13 protein-coding genes are annotated in these 15,649 nt (G+C 61.8%); 4 read left to right on the forward strand and 9 right to left on the reverse strand.

Annotated features, from left to right (window positions below):
• Nucleotides 1-5: 5 nt before the first annotated feature.
• Together pdxH and BUQ73_RS04290 are read left to right on the forward strand one after the other, a co-directional pair.
• On the forward strand, nucleotides 6-653 hold the full coding sequence (gene pdxH, locus BUQ73_RS04285) for a pyridoxamine 5'-phosphate oxidase (protein ID WP_079226811.1): 648 nt from the start codon (nucleotides 6-8) through the stop codon (nucleotides 651-653).
• A 223-nt stretch (nucleotides 654-876) separates the two neighbouring features.
• The gene (locus BUQ73_RS04290) at nucleotides 877-1,341 is read left to right on the forward strand and encodes a glycine zipper 2TM domain-containing protein (protein WP_027594232.1); all 465 of its coding nucleotides are present in this window, start codon (nucleotides 877-879) and stop codon (nucleotides 1,339-1,341) included.
• Nucleotides 1,342-1,547: 206 nt separating this feature from the next.
• On the opposite strand, the gene BUQ73_RS04295 is transcribed toward BUQ73_RS04290, so the two are convergent.
• The 7 genes from BUQ73_RS04295 to BUQ73_RS04325 form a co-directional block, all read right to left on the reverse strand.
• A complete protein-coding gene (locus tag BUQ73_RS04295) occupies nucleotides 1,548-3,155 on the reverse strand; it encodes an NAD(P)/FAD-dependent oxidoreductase (protein WP_079226812.1) in 1,608 nt (535 codons plus the stop codon).
• Nucleotides 3,156-3,258: 103 nt separating this feature from the next.
• The gene (locus BUQ73_RS04300; RefSeq protein ID WP_079226813.1) at nucleotides 3,259-3,933 is read right to left on the reverse strand and encodes a COG3650 family protein; all 675 of its coding nucleotides are present in this window, start codon (nucleotides 3,931-3,933) and stop codon (nucleotides 3,259-3,261) included.
• Between the two features lie 237 nt (nucleotides 3,934-4,170).
• Nucleotides 4,171-4,872, reverse strand: coding sequence for an ABC transporter ATP-binding protein (locus tag BUQ73_RS04305; RefSeq protein ID WP_003254879.1), 702 nt, complete (start codon nucleotides 4,870-4,872; stop codon nucleotides 4,171-4,173).
• A complete protein-coding gene (livG, locus tag BUQ73_RS04310) occupies nucleotides 4,873-5,640 on the reverse strand; it encodes a high-affinity branched-chain amino acid ABC transporter ATP-binding protein LivG (protein ID WP_008097486.1) in 768 nt (255 codons plus the stop codon).
• Entirely contained in the window at nucleotides 5,637-6,893 is a 1,257-nt protein-coding gene (locus BUQ73_RS04315) for a high-affinity branched-chain amino acid ABC transporter permease LivM (RefSeq protein WP_079226814.1), read from the reverse strand. Before BUQ73_RS04315 ends, livG begins: the two co-directional genes overlap by 4 nt.
• Nucleotides 6,890-7,813, reverse strand: a complete 924-nt coding sequence (gene livH / locus BUQ73_RS04320; RefSeq protein WP_027918932.1) for a high-affinity branched-chain amino acid ABC transporter permease LivH — start codon at nucleotides 7,811-7,813, stop codon at nucleotides 6,890-6,892. The genes BUQ73_RS04315 and livH overlap by 4 nt, the downstream gene beginning before the upstream one ends.
• A gap of 186 nt (nucleotides 7,814-7,999) precedes the next feature.
• A complete protein-coding gene (locus tag BUQ73_RS04325; RefSeq protein WP_079226815.1) occupies nucleotides 8,000-9,115 on the reverse strand; it encodes a branched-chain amino acid ABC transporter substrate-binding protein in 1,116 nt (371 codons plus the stop codon).
• 360 nt (nucleotides 9,116-9,475) lie between these two features.
• On the opposite strand from BUQ73_RS04325, the gene BUQ73_RS04335 reads away from it, so the two are divergent.
• Nucleotides 9,476-9,781 carry a DUF2288 domain-containing protein gene (locus BUQ73_RS04335; protein ID WP_079226817.1) on the forward strand — a complete coding sequence of 102 codons (306 nt, stop codon included), beginning with the start codon at nucleotides 9,476-9,478 and terminating at the stop codon, nucleotides 9,779-9,781.
• A 264-nt stretch (nucleotides 9,782-10,045) separates the two neighbouring features.
• On the opposite strand, the gene BUQ73_RS04340 is transcribed toward BUQ73_RS04335, so the two are convergent.
• Complete coding sequence (locus tag BUQ73_RS04340) at nucleotides 10,046-12,229, reverse strand: hypothetical protein (protein WP_079226818.1); 2,184 nt, start codon at nucleotides 12,227-12,229, stop codon at nucleotides 10,046-10,048.
• A gap of 197 nt (nucleotides 12,230-12,426) precedes the next feature.
• Between BUQ73_RS04340 and BUQ73_RS04345 the strand changes: the two genes are divergently transcribed.
• A complete protein-coding gene (locus tag BUQ73_RS04345; RefSeq protein WP_079226819.1) occupies nucleotides 12,427-13,314 on the forward strand; it encodes an NAD(P)-dependent oxidoreductase in 888 nt (295 codons plus the stop codon).
• Here BUQ73_RS04345 and BUQ73_RS04350 read toward each other — a convergent pair.
• A complete protein-coding gene (locus BUQ73_RS04350; protein ID WP_079226820.1) occupies nucleotides 13,214-15,478 on the reverse strand; it encodes a putative bifunctional diguanylate cyclase/phosphodiesterase in 2,265 nt (754 codons plus the stop codon). The two genes, BUQ73_RS04345 and BUQ73_RS04350, sit on opposite strands and share 101 nt — an antisense overlap.
• Nucleotides 15,479-15,649: the final 171 nt, after the last annotated feature.

Raw genomic sequence — 15,649 nt, forward strand, 5'->3', positions numbered from 1 at the left:
CAGCCATGACCCAATCCCTGGCCGATATGCGCCGCGACTACACCCGTGATGGCCTGGCCGAAGCCCAGGCCCCGGGTGAGCCGTTCGCCCTGTTCCACCAGTGGTTTGCCGATGCAGTGAAGACCGAGCAACCACCGGTAGAGGCCAACGCCTTGACCCTCGCCACGGTTGATGGCGAGGGCCGCCCGCATTGTCGCGTACTGCTGCTGAAGGGGCTCGACGACCGTGGTTTCACCTTCTTCACCAACTATGACAGCGCCAAGGGCCAGCAACTGCTGGCCAACCCGTTCGCTGCCATGACCTTCTTCTGGCCAGCGCTGGAGCGCCAGGTGCGAATCGAGGGGCGGGTGGAAAAGGTCACGGCCAAAGAGTCGGATGACTACTACCAGGTGCGCCCGCTGGGTAGCCGCCTGGGGGCCTGGGCGTCGCCGCAGAGCCGGGTGATTGCCAATCGTGAGGAGCTCGAAGGGTTGGTCAAGGCCACCGAAGCGCGCTTCTCCGATACCCAGCCGCATTGCCCGGAGCATTGGGGCGGTTACCGCCTGCTGCCGGAGCGGGTCGAGTTCTGGCAGGGGCGGGCCAGCCGCCTGCATGACCGCTTGAACTACCGCCTTGTCAACGGGCAGTGGGCGCGAGAGCGCCTTGCACCGTGACTACCTGGGGCCGCTTTTGCGGCCCCTTGCTTTTCTGTTGCCACAACTTCTGCACACGACGATGGAGTAATCCGTGGCTATGCTTGGTCTGAGCTGTAACGCCCGCATTACTGTCCGTCATGGCTGTACAGGGGCTGAATGGAAATAAATTTTTTGCGTTGGCGCCGTGACAGCCGTCAGTGCGCAGCGTCTAATGGACACCTGTTTTCTGGAGATTGTACCCATGCGTAAATCCGCTTTGCTGGTGGCGACGTTCACCACCATGTCGCTGCTGCTCGGTGGCTGTGCCTCGAGCCTGACCGGTGACAGCTACTCCCGTGATGAGGCCCGTCGCGTGCAGACCGTGCGCATGGGGACCATCGAATCCCTGCGTCCGGTCAAGATCGAAGGCACCAAGACGCCGATCGGCGGCGGTGCTGGCGCCATCGTTGGTGGTGTGGCTGGCAGCGCCGTTGGCGGTGGCCGTGGCAGCATCGTAGCGGCAGTGATTGGTGCCGTGGCCGGTGGCCTGGCAGGTTCGGCTGCGGAAGAAGGCATCACCCGTACCCAGGGTGTGGAAATCACTGTGCGTGAAGACGATGGCAGCATGCGCGCCTATGTCCAGGCCGTGCAGGAGAATGAAATCTTCCGCGTTGGTGACCGCGTGCGCATCATGACTGTTGACGGTACCAGCCGCGTTTCGCACTGATCGCAGCTGTAATTGAAAACCCCGAACGGGCCAGGCCTGTTCGGGGTTTTTTGTTTTTCTGGGCTGGCCTCTTCGCGGCTAAATCGGGGCGCCGAACCGCCGCTCCCACAGGTGCTGCACAGTTTTCAAGGGCTGTGCGATCCCTGTGGGAGCAGCGGTTCGGCGCCCCGACTTGCCCGCGAAGAGGCCGGCCCAGGCAATGCAGCTCAGAGGCCGAGCATATCGCGAGCGACGGCCTCGGCAATGCGGATGCCATCCACACCTGCCGAAAGAATGCCGCCGGCATACCCCGCACCTTCACCTGCCGGGAACAACCCCTTCATGTTCAGGCTCTGGTAGTCCGCGCCACGGGTAATGCGCAGCGGCGAAGAGGTGCGTGTCTCGATCCCGGTCAACACAGCATCATGCAGGTTGTAGCCTTTGATCTGGCGGTCGAATGCCGGTAGCGCCTCGCGGATTGCCTCGATGGCGAAGTCCGGCAGGCTCGGCGCCAGGTCGCCCAGGGTCACCCCGGGCTTGTACGACGGCTCGACGCTACCCAAGGCCGTGGACGGCTTGCCCGCGACGAAGTCACCCACCAGCTGCGCCGGAGCCTGGTAGTTGCTGCCCCCCATGACGTAGGCATGGGCTTCCAGGCGCTCCTGCAGCTCGATGCCGGCCAGCGGGCCGCCCGGGTAGTCGCGCTCGGGGTCGATACCGACGACGATGCCGGAGTTGGCGTTGCGCTCGTTACGCGAGTACTGGCTCATGCCGTTGGTGACGACGCGGCCCGGTTCGCTGGTGGCGGCGACCACGGTACCGCCCGGGCACATGCAGAAGCTGTACACCGAACGGCCGTTCTTGGCGTGGTAAACCAGCTTGTAGTCGGCCGCACCGAGTTTCGGGTGGCCGGCGTACTTGCCCAGGCGCGCCTTGTCGATCAGCGTTTGTGGGTGCTCGATACGGAAGCCCACCGAGAACGGCTTGGCCTCCATGTACACGCCCTTGGCGTGCAGCATGCGGAAGGTGTCGCGGGCGCTGTGGCCCAGGGCCAGGACCACATGACGCGAATGCAGCTGCTCACCGCTCTCCAGCACCACGCCGGTCAGCTGGCCGTCTTCGATCAGCAGGTCGGTAACCTTTTCCTGGAAGCGCACTTCGGCGCCCAGGGCGATCATGTCTTGGCGCATCTGCTCGACCATGCCGGTCAGGCGGAAAGTACCGATGTGCGGTTTGTTGATGTACAGGATCTCGTCCGGCGCACCCGCCTTGACGAACTCTTCCAGGACCTTGCGGCCGTGGTGGTTCGGGTCTTTGATCTGGCTGTAGAGTTTGCCGTCCGAGAAGGTCCCGGCGCCGCCTTCGCCGAACTGCACGTTGGACTCGGGGTTGAGCACGCTTTTGCGCCACAGGCCCCAGGTGTCCTTGGTGCGCTGGCGTACTTCCTTGCCGCGTTCAAGGATGATCGGCTTGAAGCCCATCTGCGCCAGCAGCAGGCCGGCGAAGATGCCGCACGGGCCAAAGCCGACCACGATCGGGCGTTCCTGCAGGCCGGCGGGGGCCTGGCCGACGAACTTGTAAGTAACGTCAGGCGCCACGCCGATGTTGTGATCGTCGGCGAACTTGCTGAGCAGCTCGGCTTCGTTGCTGGCTTCCAGGTCGATGGTGTAGATGAACAGCAGCTCGCTGTTCTTCTTGCGCGCATCGTAACTGCGCTTGAACAGGTTGAAGCTGAGCAGTTGCTCGTCGCGGATGCCCAGGCGCTGGACGATGGCTTCACGCAGGGCTTCGTCGGGATGGTCCAGGGGCAGCTTCAGTTCGGTGATTCGTAGCATGGCAGGGTCCAGTATCCCGGCCATGGGCGGCCGGCGGCTTTACACAAACCGCCAAGTATAAGCTGTTAGCCGCCCCGACTGGCAGGATAAAAGCGCCCGGCGATCAGTTGTCGCGCGCACCGCCGTAGTAACCGCAACCGTGCAGGGTCTGGCCGTCGATGCGCAGCTCGGCGCGCAGGTGGCGCACGGCTCCGGTCGCGCCATCGACGCAGCGTTGCGGGGCGACCCACAGTTCAACGTGCTGGCCGTTGGCTTCGCTGGTCAGGGTCAGGCCGCCGCCGGGTACTTCCTCTTCAAGGAACGGCAGGGGCAGCGGGTCTTTGCCGACGCGGTTGAGCACCATGCCTTTGCCGCTGGCCTTGATGTCCCAGTACGGTTCATGGCCGTTGGCGCGCAGGGTCAGTTGCTTGAAGTTGGGGTCGTCGCAAGCGCGGGTGGAAGGCTCCAGGCGGTACAGGCGGCTGACCTCCAGCTGGCCATCGTTGTCGGCCTGCTTGCTGCCGGTCAGGCGCCCGCGCACGTCGGCGAACAATTTGGCGTTGGCGTCCTTGGCCAGGCTGACGGACTCCTGAAGGATGCCGGTGCCGGCGATATCGTTGATCACGAAGTGGCGGCTTTCACCGCAGGGCTTGAACAATAGCCGGCCGCCACCAGCGCTCAGTTCGCCCTGCATGCGCGTGGTACCGATGTTCGGGTCACGGGGCTGTTCGGCCAGCAGCTGGCAGCCGGCGAACAGGGGCAGCAGGGCACTGAGCAGCAGGGTAGGGGTGAGGCGCATGGGGCGGGCTCCGGGGAATCTTTGCCAAAGAGCTGGCCACGTTACTCAGGCTGGGGGGCGATCACAAGCCCTCGATTGAATGTGCCGGCCTCTTCGCGGGTAAACCCGCTCCCACAGGGATCGCACAGGTTCTGAACACCGTGCAGGACCTGTGGGAGCGGGTTTACCCGCGAAGAGGCCGGCACAGGTCACTCATTTCTGACAGGCAGAAAAAAGGGCCCGAAGGCCCTTTTTCATTCAACCACCCAGATACGCGTCGCGCACCTTCGGGTCGGTCAGCAGTGCCTCCCCCGTGCCCTGCATCACAACCCGGCCGTTCTCCAGCACATACGCGCGGTCGGCGATCTTCAGCGCCTGGTTGGCGTTCTGCTCCACCAGGAACACCGTCACGCCATCGCGGCGCAGCTGTTCGATGATGTCGAAGATCTGCTGGATGATGATCGGCGCCAAGCCCAGCGAAGGCTCGTCGAGCAGCAGCAGCTTGGGCTTGCTCATCAGCGCCCGGCCGATGGCCAGCATCTGCTGCTCGCCACCGGACATGGTGCCGCCGCGCTGGATGTAACGCTCCTTCAGGCGCGGGAACAGTTGCAGGACCTTGTCCAGCTGCTCCTGGTAATCGCCCTTGTCGGTGAAGAAACCGCCCATGGCCAGGTTTTCCTCGACGGTCAGGCGGGCGAACACGCGGCGGCCTTCCGGCACCACCGCGATGCTCTTGCGCATGATGTGCGAGGACGGCTGGCCGACCAGTTCTTCACCGAGGTACTTGATGCTGCCGCTGTGCGCCTGCGGCGAACCGCACAGGGTCATCAGCAAGGTCGACTTGCCGGCGCCGTTGGCACCGATCAGGGTGACGATCTCGCCCTGGTTGATCTCCACGTTGACGCTGTGCAGCGCCTGGATCTTGCCGTAGAAGGTGGAAACGTTCTCGAACTTCAGCATTTACGCTTCCCCCAGGTAGGCTTTGATCACATCAGGGTTGTCGCGGATCTCCTCAGGCGTGCCGTGGGCCAGGGGCGTGCCCTGGTTGATCACGACGATGTGGTCAGAGATGCTCATCACCAGCTTCATGTCGTGCTCGATCAGCAGCACGGTGACGTTGTGCGACTCACGCAGGTAGGCGATCAGCGCCTTGAGGTCTTCGGTTTCCTTCGGGTTCAGGCCGGCGGCCGGTTCGTCGAGCATGATGATGCGAGGCTGGGTCATCATGCAGCGGGCGATTTCCAGGCGGCGTTGCTGGCCGTAGGCGAGGGTGCCGGCAGTACGGTTGGCGAACTCGGTCAGGTTGACCTTCTCCAGCCAGTACTGCGCGCGCTCCATGGCCTCTTTCTCGCTGCGGCGGAAGTTCGGGGTCTTGAACAGGCCGGCGAAGAAGTTGGTGTTCAGGTGGCGGTGCTGGGCGATCAGCAGGTTCTCCAGCGCGGTCATTTCCTTGAACAGGCGCACGTTCTGGAAGGTCCGCACCACGCCCTTGCGGGCGATCTGATGCCCGGCCAGGCCCTGGATCGGCTGGCCGTCGAGCAGGATGGTGCCGCCACTTGGCTTGTAGAAGCCGGTCAGGCAGTTGAACACCGTGGTCTTGCCAGCGCCGTTCGGGCCGATCAGCGCCACCACCTGTTTTTCCTTGACGGTCAGGGCCACGCCGTTGACCGCCAACAAGCCGCCGAAGCGCATGCTCAGGCCGCTGACTTGCAGAATTTCGCGGCTCATCGACGCAGCTCCATGTGGGGACGTTGCATAGGCAGCAGGCCTTGCGGACGCCAGATCATCATCAACACCATCAGCGCACCGAACATCAGCATCCGGTATTCGCTGAACTCACGCATCAGCTCCGGCAGCAGGATCATCACGATGGCCGCGAGAATCACGCCCAGTTGTGAGCCCATGCCGCCGAGCACGACGATGGCGAGGATGATCGCCGACTCGATGAAGGTGAACGACTCTGGTGTCACCAGGCCCTGGCGCGCAGCGAAGAAGCTGCCGGCGAAACCGGCGAAGCAGGCACCCAGGGTGAACGCCGAGAGCTTGATCACGGTAGGGTTCAGGCCCAGCGCACGGCAGGCGATCTCGTCCTCGCGCAGCGCTTCCCAGGCACGGCCGATAGGCATGCGCAGCAGGCGGTTGATCACGAACAGCGCCAGCAAGGCCAGCAGCAGGGCGACCAGGTAGAGGAAGATGACCTTGTTGATCGAGTTGTATTCCAGCCCGAAGAACTCGTGGAAGGTCTGCATCCCCTCGGCGGCCTTGCGCTCGAAGGTCAGGCCGAAGAACTCCGGCTTGGGGATGTTGCTGATGCCGTTGGGGCCGCCGGTCCAGTCGGTGAGGTTACGCAGGAACAGGCGGATGATCTCGCCGAAGCCGAGGGTCACGATCGCCAGGTAGTCACCGCGCAGGCGCAGCACCGGGAAGCCGAGCAGGAAACCGAAGGTAGCCGACATCAGGCCGGCGATCGGCAGGCAGACCCAGAAACTCCAGCCCAGGTAGTGCGAGAGCATCGCGTAGCTGTAGGCACCGACGGCATAGAAGCCGACGTAGCCGAGGTCGAGCAGGCCGGCCAGGCCGACCACGATGTTCAGGCCCAGGCCCAGCAGCACGTAGATCAGGATCAGCGTGGCAATGTCGACCGCCCCGCGTGACCCGAAGAACGGCCACACCAGCGCCGCGACGATCAGGCCGATGATCACATAGCGCTGGGTTTTCGGCAGGGTCAGGTAGTTGCTGACGGCTGGCGGAATCAGCTTGCGATCCGAGCCACGGCCCATCACCGAGCTCCACTGCTTGTCGAACAGCACACGCAGGAACATCAGCACCGAGCACACGGCGATGATACTGATGGTGAACGACCCTTGGCTGTGCACCGCCAGGCTGATGCCGTCGATGCTCAGTTTCAGGCCCAGCACCGGGAAGGCCACGGCCCAGACCAGCAAGGCGCTGAAGAACGCCTGTTTGAGATTTCTGTTCATACTTTTTCAACCTCCGGGCGGCCGAGGATGCCGGTCGGCCGGAACAGCAGGACAAGAACCAACAAGCCGAATGCCACCACGTCCTTGTACTGGTCGCCGAAGATGTCGGCGCCGAAGGCTTCGGCCACGCCCAGCACCAGCCCGCCGAGCATGGCGCCCGGGATGCTGCCGATGCCGCCCAGTACCGCCGCGGTGAAGGCCTTCAGGCCCACCAGGAAACCGGCGTTAGGGTTGATCACCCCGTACTGCATGCTCAGCAGCACGGCCGCCACGGCCGCCAGGGCGGCGCCGATGACGAAGGTCAGGGCGATGATGTTGTTGGTGTTGATGCCCAGCAGGTTGGCCATCTTGATGTCCTCGGCGCAGGCGCGGCAGGCGCGGCCCAGACGGGAACGGGAGATGAACAGGGTCAGGCAGGTCATGGCCACCAGGGTGACCACGAACACCAGGATCTGCATGTAGGAAACCAGGACTTCTTCCGCACCACCCGGCCCGAAGGAGAAGCTCCCTGGGATCAGGTTGGGAATGGACTTGTCCTTCGAGTCTTGCGACAGCAAGACCGTATTCTGCAGGAAGATCGACATGCCGATGGCAGAAATCAGCGGGATCAGGCGGTTGCTGTTGCGCAGGGGGCGGTAGGCAACCCGTTCGATGCTGTAGCCATAGGCACTGGTGACGCAGATCGTCGCGACGAAGGCGACGGTCATCAGGATCGGCAGCGAATGGATACCCATCATGGCCAGGCCCGCCAGGGCAATGAAGGCCACGTAGGAACCGATCATGTACACCTCGCCATGGGCGAAGTTGATCATGCCGATGATGCCGTACACCATCGTGTAGCCGATGGCGATCAAGGCATAGGTGCTGCCGATGGTCAATCCATTAACCAGTTGTTGGATGAAATGGTAGATCTCAGGCATTACAGCGCTCCTAAAAACCTGATTTGCATTTCGCTGGCCGGGGTATGGCCAGGAAACCGCGGGTGACGGTTTTAAGATTTTCAGGTGGGTAGGCCCCCGGATCGCGGGGATCAGGCCCATGAACCTCGTAAAACAAAGCCCACTGCTCGCACAGTGGGCTTCTACGGTCAGCTATTAGTCACGCAGTTACTGAGGGGAGACTTCGGTCTTCGGTTTGCCGAAGTGCCATTCGTAGACCACGAACTTGAAGTCTTTCAGGTCGCCCTTGGCGTCGTACGACAGCTCGCCGGTCGGGGTCTTGAAGGTGCCGGCGTGGATGGCTTCTGCCACCTTGGTGGTGTCTTCGGACTTGGCCGCTTCGATACCTTTGGCGATCAGTTCGACAGCCGAGTAGGCCGGGAACACGAACGGGCCGCTTGGGTCCTTGCCGTCAGCCTTGATGGCATCGACGATGGCCTTGTTTTCAGGGTCGGCGTCGAACGACTTCGGCAGGGTGACCAGCAGGCCTTCGGAAGCGCCCTGGGCGATCTGCGAGATCGAGTCGTTACCCACGCCCTCTGGGCCCATGAACTTGGCTTTCAGGCCTTTTTCCTGTGCCTGGCGCAGGATCAGGCCCAGCTCTGGGTGGTAGCCGCCGTAGTAGACGAAGTCGACGTTGTTCTGCTTGAGCTTCTGGATGATCGAGGAGAAGTCCTTGTCACCGGCGTTCAGGCCTTCGAAGACGGCAACCTTGGTGCCTTTCTTCTCGAGGGTCTGCTTGACCGCGGTGGCGATGCCTTCACCGTACTGTTGCTTGTCGTGCAGGACGGCAACGACCTTCGGCTTGACGTGATCGGCGATGTAGTTGCCGGCGGCCGGGCCCTGGGCGCTGTCCAGGCCGATGGTGCGGAAGATCAGCTTGTAGCCACGGGCGGTGATTTCCGGCGAGGTGGCGGCCGGGGTGATCATGATCACGCCTTCGTCTTCGTAGATGTCGGACGCTGGCTGGGTGGAGCTGGAGCACAGGTGGCCGATGACGAACTTGACGCCGTCGTTGACCACTTTGTTGGCGACTGCCACGGCCTGTTTAGGGTCGCAGGCGTCGTCGTATTCCTTGGCTTCGAGCATCTTGCCATCGACGCCGCCCTTGGCGTTGATGTCCTTGATGGCCTGCTTGGCGCCGATGAACTGCATGTCGCCGTATTGGGTCACAGGGCCGGTTTTAGGGCCCGCGATCCCGATCTTGATGGTATCGGCGGCAAACGAATGGCTGGCTACCCCGGCCAGTACCATTGCGGCGAACAGCTTGGAAATCTTGATCATAGTGCTCCACTCATTCTGTTGTAATTCTTATAGTCCTGGCGGCCAGGGCTACAGACCGGGCGGGATTTGCGGCATGGCCACGCCACACTGCATGCCCACCTTCCCCCGGAACATGTCCCGGAACTGTACCGGTACAGTGTAGAGCGCTGTTCGCGCGCTTGAAAAGCGGGCAAAAAGCGCCTGTTCCGCGGCTTGTCGCATGGTCGACACAAAGATACAAAAAAGCGCCATCACTTTGCCTGCATCCTGGGCTCCACCCCACAACTTCGGAGCCAATCGACCAAATTACATATTTGAAACCGGGTTTTTCTGCAAAAATGCCGGCCTTTTTTCATTGGCCGAATTTGCGGGTACAAACCCATGACTGATCAAACAAGCACCCTCTATGCCAAATTGCTCGGCGAGACTGCGACAATCGAGTGGAAGGCTTTGGAGCGTTTCTGGGCCAAGGGTGACCTGATTTGGGTCGACCCCACTCTTGACCTGATCGAGGTTGCCGCGGCAATGGCCGAGAATCGCAGCGAGATCTTCGCCAAGTGGCGTACTGATGGCACTGTTGGGCCGGTGAGCACCGAGCAGGCGCTCGACCTGCAAAGTCGCGATCCAGAGATCTGGGCGGTGGTGGTTTCGCCGTTCATCGTGATCCAGGTGAAACAAGCGGAATAACAGCGCGCTTTTTTAGTGCTTAAAAATACGCAACCGCCCCATGATGGTGCTTGTTGACGCTCACGTAAGGTGGAAGTAAGTAACAACGGCGGGGCGATTCGGCGGGGCGGTAACAGTTTACGGCATGCGTAATGGGGTGCTGTGCAGCCCTCGCGGGCAAGCCCGCTGCTCCCACAGGCCCGGCGCTGCTTTCATGATCCTGTGGGAGCGGCGGTGCGGCGATCCGACGTGCCTGCGAAGGGCCGCGCAGCGGCCCTGTCAGTATCAGTAATCAACTCGTCCGGTATGGCTGTTCAGCGAAATCACCCGGGTCTTGCCGATGCGGTGGCGGAAGATCTCGCGCAGGTACTTCACGGCCTTCTTCACGCATTCGCGCGACAGGCGGATGTCGTTGATCGACACGAAGCGGCTCTTGTCGTTGATCAGTTCGCGGTACTTCTTCTCATACATCGGCTTTATCGCGTACCAGTTGGTGTCGAGGATCTTCGCCGGGTTTTCGAACTCGTTGAGCAGGTCGTCTATCCGGTCCTCCTCGAAGTGCTCGCTGGTGATGAACTCCAGGATGGCATTGTCCAGGGTGTCATCGAAGCGGTAGGGGGTACGGGCAAAGCAGCGCTTGATGAAAGCCACGATCAGCGTCAGGAAGTCGTCCGACAGGCATGGGCTCTTGGCGATCAGGGTGGTCAGCGACAGGTTGGCCGATGCACCGATCACCAGTGCGTAGCGCTTGAGCGTGGTGTTGGGGAACAGGCTGTTGAGGTGGGTCTTGAGCCGATTGAGGTCCATGTAAGACAGCTTGTAGTCCTTGGGTAGCGAAACGATCGACACCACCGACGAGCAGTTCTTGAAGAAGTGCAGGTCATGCAATGCCGCGGCGTCGTAACCCGAAGCCTGGTATTGCTCCAGCGCCGCGCGATAGCGGCGCGACTCGATCGGCAGCAGGCTGATGCCTTCGATGGCCTGGGTCTGCTTGTTGAAATGCGGCAGGTCGATGGAGCGCAAGAACAGGTCGTCGATGTCCAGGCGCGGGGTTTCGCGTTCGAACACCTTGAACTTGTCCGAACCTTGAACGGGCACTTCGGGCACCACCGACTCGGCATAGGCAATGGCTACCGGGCCGGCCAGGCTCATGAACAGGTCGTTGGCGTCCAGGCGAATGGTTTCGCCAATGTCGATACCGGCACGGCGGAAGTAGTTCTGGTCGTAGTCGGTGGTCACTGCCTGGGCGGTGAGGATGTTGAAAATCTGCTGGGAGATGTACTGGTTGGCGTGCTTCTCCATGGCGTTGACGTCGATGTTGTGGATGGTCCCGTCATCGCTTTCTTCGGCGTAGCGCATGATGTCGTTGGAGATCAGCATCATCGCGTTCCAAGGGCGAATACGGCCCATCACGCTGGCTTCGCTGCTGTCTTCATTATCGAAGTTGTACGAGAAGTCCCATTCTTCCGACAGGTATTTGCACAACAGCCGGCCGGCGTTGATGTGCAGGGCTTCGGACATTTCGCTGCGGTGGTCTGTAGCATTGGGCAGCACGCAGATACCGCTGGTGAAGATCGGCTCGAAGACGAACGAATGCCCGCTCTTGCCGTCGTTCTCCTCGGCCGGCTTGGTGTCGAAGGTTTTGTTCATGTACGAGTACTGCTGGGCCAGGCCGAACTCCGAAGCCATGCCTGAACCGGTACCGCCACCGGCACTGAAGATGTAGAAGTACAGCCGCGACTGGTTGGCCTTGATGCCGCAGGAGTCGATCAGGTACGAGTGGATCAGCTTCCAGTCGGCACTGGAAAAGCGCTGGGTGTCCTTGTTGAGGATGATCTTCGCCAGGTACTGGCCGAGGATGGGCGCGTTGCCGGCACCGCCAGCATGCACTTCGGACAGGTCCATGATCTTCATCTTGCTGTAGTCGCGCAGGAACTCGCCGCGCTCGCCCTTGCGCGAGAAGCGGATACGCCCGGCGATGTCCTTGTCCAGGTCGCCCAGCATCACCAGCGGTTCGACCAGGAACACCGGCTTGATGCCCTTGTTCTGCACCAGGCGCAGGTTCTGGCGGATCCAGCGCGCCGGGCTGTAGCCCGACTCGCCCTTGAGGCGGTCCTCGTTGTTGAACTCATTGAGGAAGAACGTGCGGGCGTTGTAGACCAGTTCGGCCACATCGAGGGCGATGTTCGAGCCGCAACGGCCCAGGCCGATCAGGCAGACCGACGGGAACTGCTGCTCCAGGCGCAGTTGGTCATCGTCCTCGATGTGCTGGTTGCGGGGAAACACCAGGTCACGCAGGCCATCGAGGTTGTCGAGGATGCGCTGGATGTCTTGTTCGGTGAAGTACAGGTATTGCTGTGTCGGTGAGCTGCGTGTCGGCAGTGTGTCACGAACTCCACCGGCGGTCGCTGAGTTGGGTAGAGCCGAAGACTCGGGGACCGCATTGGCAGAAGTGTTCGTAGAGGTCATAGTGCGCCATTTGCCTGGTGTAAGTGATTATTAGTGGGTTATGCCATATGGCCATCACGCGAAATGCCGCGACTCTAGCAGTGCGCCATTTACGGATGCGATAGGGGTTTCCCTTACTTGTTTTAAGGATTTTCTGTCGGGCTGGCATTGCATCGCCCGCTTGTCACGCTTCTTTAATCTTCTGCCTGGAGTCGTTCATGAGTACTGCACTGCCTTCGCTGGGATTTGCCGGGATTGGTTTGATGGGGCTGCCGATGTGTCGGCGCCTGCTGGCCGCGGGTTATCCGCTGACGGTCTGGAACCGCAGCCCGGAAAAATGCGCCGTGTTGGTGGCTGCAGGTGCGCGGTTGGCTGCCAGCCCCGCAGAGTTGTGCCGTGACAGCGACATGCTGCTGCTGTGCCTGGCCGACACAGCGGTAGTGCGCGAGGTGGTGTTTGGCGAGCAAGGTATCGCCGAGGGCGGACGCAGCGGGCAGCTGCTGGTGGACTTCTCCAGCCTCGAGCCGACCGCTACCCGGGAAATGGCCGCCGAGCTGGCCGCCCTGTGCGGCATGGCCTGGCTGGATGCCCCGGTATCCGGCGGCACACCTGGGGCCGAGGCGGGCACCTTGGCGATCATGGTGGGTGGTGAGGCCAGTGACCTGCAGCGTGCGCGCCCGGTTCTGCAGGTACTCGGCCAGCGGGTGACGCACATGGGGGGCGTGGGGGCAGGGCAGGTGACCAAGGCCTGCAATCAGATGATCGTGGCCTGCAATGCCCTGGTGATTGCCGAGGTGGTGGCACTGGCCGAGCAGTCAGGCGTTGATGCCACTTTGATTGCTGAAGCCCTTGCCGGTGGCTTCGCCGATTCGAAGCCGCTGCAGATCCTGGCGCCGCAGATGGCCGAAAGCCGTTTCGAACCGATCAAGTGGCATGTGCGCACGTTGCTCAAGGACCTCGACGGTGCCGTCAAGCTCTCCCGCGAGCAGGGTGCGGCAACTCCCCTCAGTGGCCTCGCCGCGCAATTGATGCGCCTGCACGGTAGCCAGGGCTACCTGCAAAAAGATCCGGCGACCCTGGTAGAGCTGTATCGCAACAAGGGCTGAAGACAGTGTCCTGGCGATCGAGCTGGTCAAGCAGCGGGCGCAGCTCGCTCATTGGCACCGGGCGACTGAGCAGGTAGCCCTGCAGGTAATCGCAGCCGTTGCTGGCCAGGAACTGGTGTTGCTCGACGGTTTCGATGCCTTCGCAGACCACCTCCAGGTGCAGGGTGTGGGCCATGGCGATGATGGCCTGGATGATCTCGCGATCCTTCTGGCTGGCGGGCACATCCTGCAGGAATGAGCGGTCGATCTTCAGCACGTCCAAGGGCAGGCGCTTGAGGTAGGCCAGCGACGAGTAGCCGGTACCGAAATCGTCGATCGACAGGCCGACGCCGTGGCCACGGATGCGCTTGAGCAGGTTGACCGTCTGCTGGATATCACCCATCAGGGCATTTTCAGTGACTTCGAGCTCCAGATGGCGAGGTGCAAGGCCTGTCTGGAACAAGGTCACCTCTACTTCATTGGGCAAGCTTTCGTGGCCCAGGGTCACTGCCGAGCAATTGACCGTGACCTTGAGGCTGGCAAAACCATGCTGGTGAAGCCGGGCCAGGTCCTGGCAGGCGTGGCGCAACACCCACAAGTCGAGGTCGACAATCAGGCCGTTGGCCTCGGCAATGCCGATGAACCTGTCTGGCCCCATCAACCCGTGCAGTGGGTGCTGCCAGCGCACCAGCGCTTCGAGCTTGGCCACCTGGCCGGTGCGCAAGTCGAAGATGGGTTGGTAATGCACGCACAAGCCTCGTTCTTCGAGCAGGGCAATGCGCAGCTCTTCTTCCAGTTGCAAGGCCAGGCTGGCGCGATTTTTAAGATTGCTGTTGAAAAAATTCAGGCTGTTGCGCCCGCTGCCCTTGGATTGGTAGAGGGCCAGGTCGGCATGCTTGAGCAGTTCTTCGGCCGTCTGGCCGTCTTCGGGGAAGATACTGATGCCAATGCTGGTGGTCATGACCATGCGCCGGCCACCCAGGTCGATCGGATCTTTCATCCGTTGCATGATGCGCTGGGCCAGGTGGCGTGCCTCGTCGCGGCTGTTGAGGCTGGTAACCACGCAGAACTCGTCGCCGCCGAAGCGGGCGACCAGGTCGTGGCTGCGGGTGGCGGCCTTGATATGGTTGGCGATCACTTTGAGCAATTCGTCGCCGGCGTCATGGCCGAGGCTGTCGTTGATACGCTTGAAGTGGTCGATGTCGAGGAACATCAGCGCCAGACGGTTTTCGCTGGCATCCAGTTCTGCCAGGCGTTCGGCGAAGAGCTGGTTGAAACCACGCCGGTTGACCAGATTGGTCAGGGCATCGTAATGAGCTGCCTGCTGCAGGGATGCACGGGCCTGGTCCAGTTGGCTGAGCAGCACACCGTAACGGCGCAGGTCGTCTTCCTTGCTTTGCAGCTTCTTGTCGGCCAGGGCGGCGCTGATGCTGCTGCCGCTGATCAGCAAAGTGATGAAGGCCACGGTCAGCCCCAGCTGCAGGCTGTTGTCTGCGGATGGCAGGCTCAGGGCGGTAGAGGCCGGGATCACCAGGGTCATGGCGGCCATGGCGGTAAAGTGCGTGGCGACGATGCCGCCGGCCATCAGCAGGCTGGCGCCATACTTCATGGTCTGGTGGAGGGTGCCGCTGCCATTGCGGAAGTAACGGGCCAGCAGCAAGGCGGCCAGGCTGGTCAGCAGTGCGATGGCAGCGCTGCTCAGCAGCAGGCCGGTCTGGTAATACTGTTGGGCGCCGGTCTGCAGTGCGGCCATGCCGACGAAATGCATGATGACGATGCCCAGGCCGATGAGCAGGGCGCTTTGCAAATAGTGACGCAAGCGCATTTCGATGCGGTCGAGACTGGTCATCGCCATCCAGGCCACCAGCAGAGCGATCAGCAACGACAAGCCTGTGAGCGACACGTCGTAGTGCATTTCCACCGGAGCCCGGAATGCCAGCATGCTGATGAAATGCATGGCCCAAATGCCGCCTGCCAGGCAGCAGGCACCGAGCATGCGCCACTGCCGCTGTGCGGCGGGGTGTTCGCTGTGGGATTGGCGCTCGGCCATGTCGAGGGTGGCGAAGCAGGCTGCGCTGGCCACCGCGAAGGCGATCAGGATCAGCAGCGGCTCATGGCGGCAGTCGATGACGATGCGCCCGCTTACTGGCAGTTCAGTGAACAGTTGCAAACCCAGCCATTCCATCGCTTGCCCTTTGCTCGAGTTTTCACTCGTCTCCGTTCAAGCCCTGTGGAGACTGTCCTGGGGCAGTATAGGAACAGGTGGTTAAACCTTCCTGAATAATGGCACTTTGGCTTCTATAATTTGGTTATCAGGAAAATAGCCGGTTGGCATAACGAACCGAGGCCGCGTTGC

This window comes from Pseudomonas putida, assembly GCF_002025705.1.
GTDB classification, from domain to species: Bacteria; Pseudomonadota; Gammaproteobacteria; order Pseudomonadales; family Pseudomonadaceae; genus Aquipseudomonas; species Aquipseudomonas putida_J.

Coding starts and splice junctions, on each gene's coding strand:
- BUQ73_RS04345 (WP_079226819.1), top strand. CDS start 12,427: ATGAGTACTGCACTGCCTTCGCTGGGATTTGCCGGGATTGGTTTGATG.
- BUQ73_RS04295 (WP_079226812.1), bottom strand. CDS start 3,155: ATGCTACGAATCACCGAACTGAAGCTGCCCCTGGACCATCCCGACGAA.
- pdxH (WP_079226811.1), top strand. CDS start 6: ATGACCCAATCCCTGGCCGATATGCGCCGCGACTACACCCGTGATGGC.
- BUQ73_RS04290 (WP_027594232.1), top strand. CDS start 877: ATGCGTAAATCCGCTTTGCTGGTGGCGACGTTCACCACCATGTCGCTG.
- livG (WP_008097486.1), bottom strand. CDS start 5,640: ATGAGCCGCGAAATTCTGCAAGTCAGCGGCCTGAGCATGCGCTTCGGC.
- BUQ73_RS04350 (WP_079226820.1), bottom strand. CDS start 15,478: ATGGAATGGCTGGGTTTGCAACTGTTCACTGAACTGCCAGTAAGCGGG.
- livH (WP_027918932.1), bottom strand. CDS start 7,813: ATGCCTGAGATCTACCATTTCATCCAACAACTGGTTAATGGATTGACC.
- BUQ73_RS04340 (WP_079226818.1), bottom strand. CDS start 12,229: ATGACCTCTACGAACACTTCTGCCAATGCGGTCCCCGAGTCTTCGGCT.
- BUQ73_RS04300 (WP_079226813.1), bottom strand. CDS start 3,933: ATGCGCCTCACCCCTACCCTGCTGCTCAGTGCCCTGCTGCCCCTGTTC.
- BUQ73_RS04315 (WP_079226814.1), bottom strand. CDS start 6,893: ATGAACAGAAATCTCAAACAGGCGTTCTTCAGCGCCTTGCTGGTCTGG.
- BUQ73_RS04335 (WP_079226817.1), top strand. CDS start 9,476: ATGACTGATCAAACAAGCACCCTCTATGCCAAATTGCTCGGCGAGACT.
- BUQ73_RS04305 (WP_003254879.1), bottom strand. CDS start 4,872: ATGCTGAAGTTCGAGAACGTTTCCACCTTCTACGGCAAGATCCAGGCG.
- BUQ73_RS04325 (WP_079226815.1), bottom strand. CDS start 9,115: ATGATCAAGATTTCCAAGCTGTTCGCCGCAATGGTACTGGCCGGGGTA.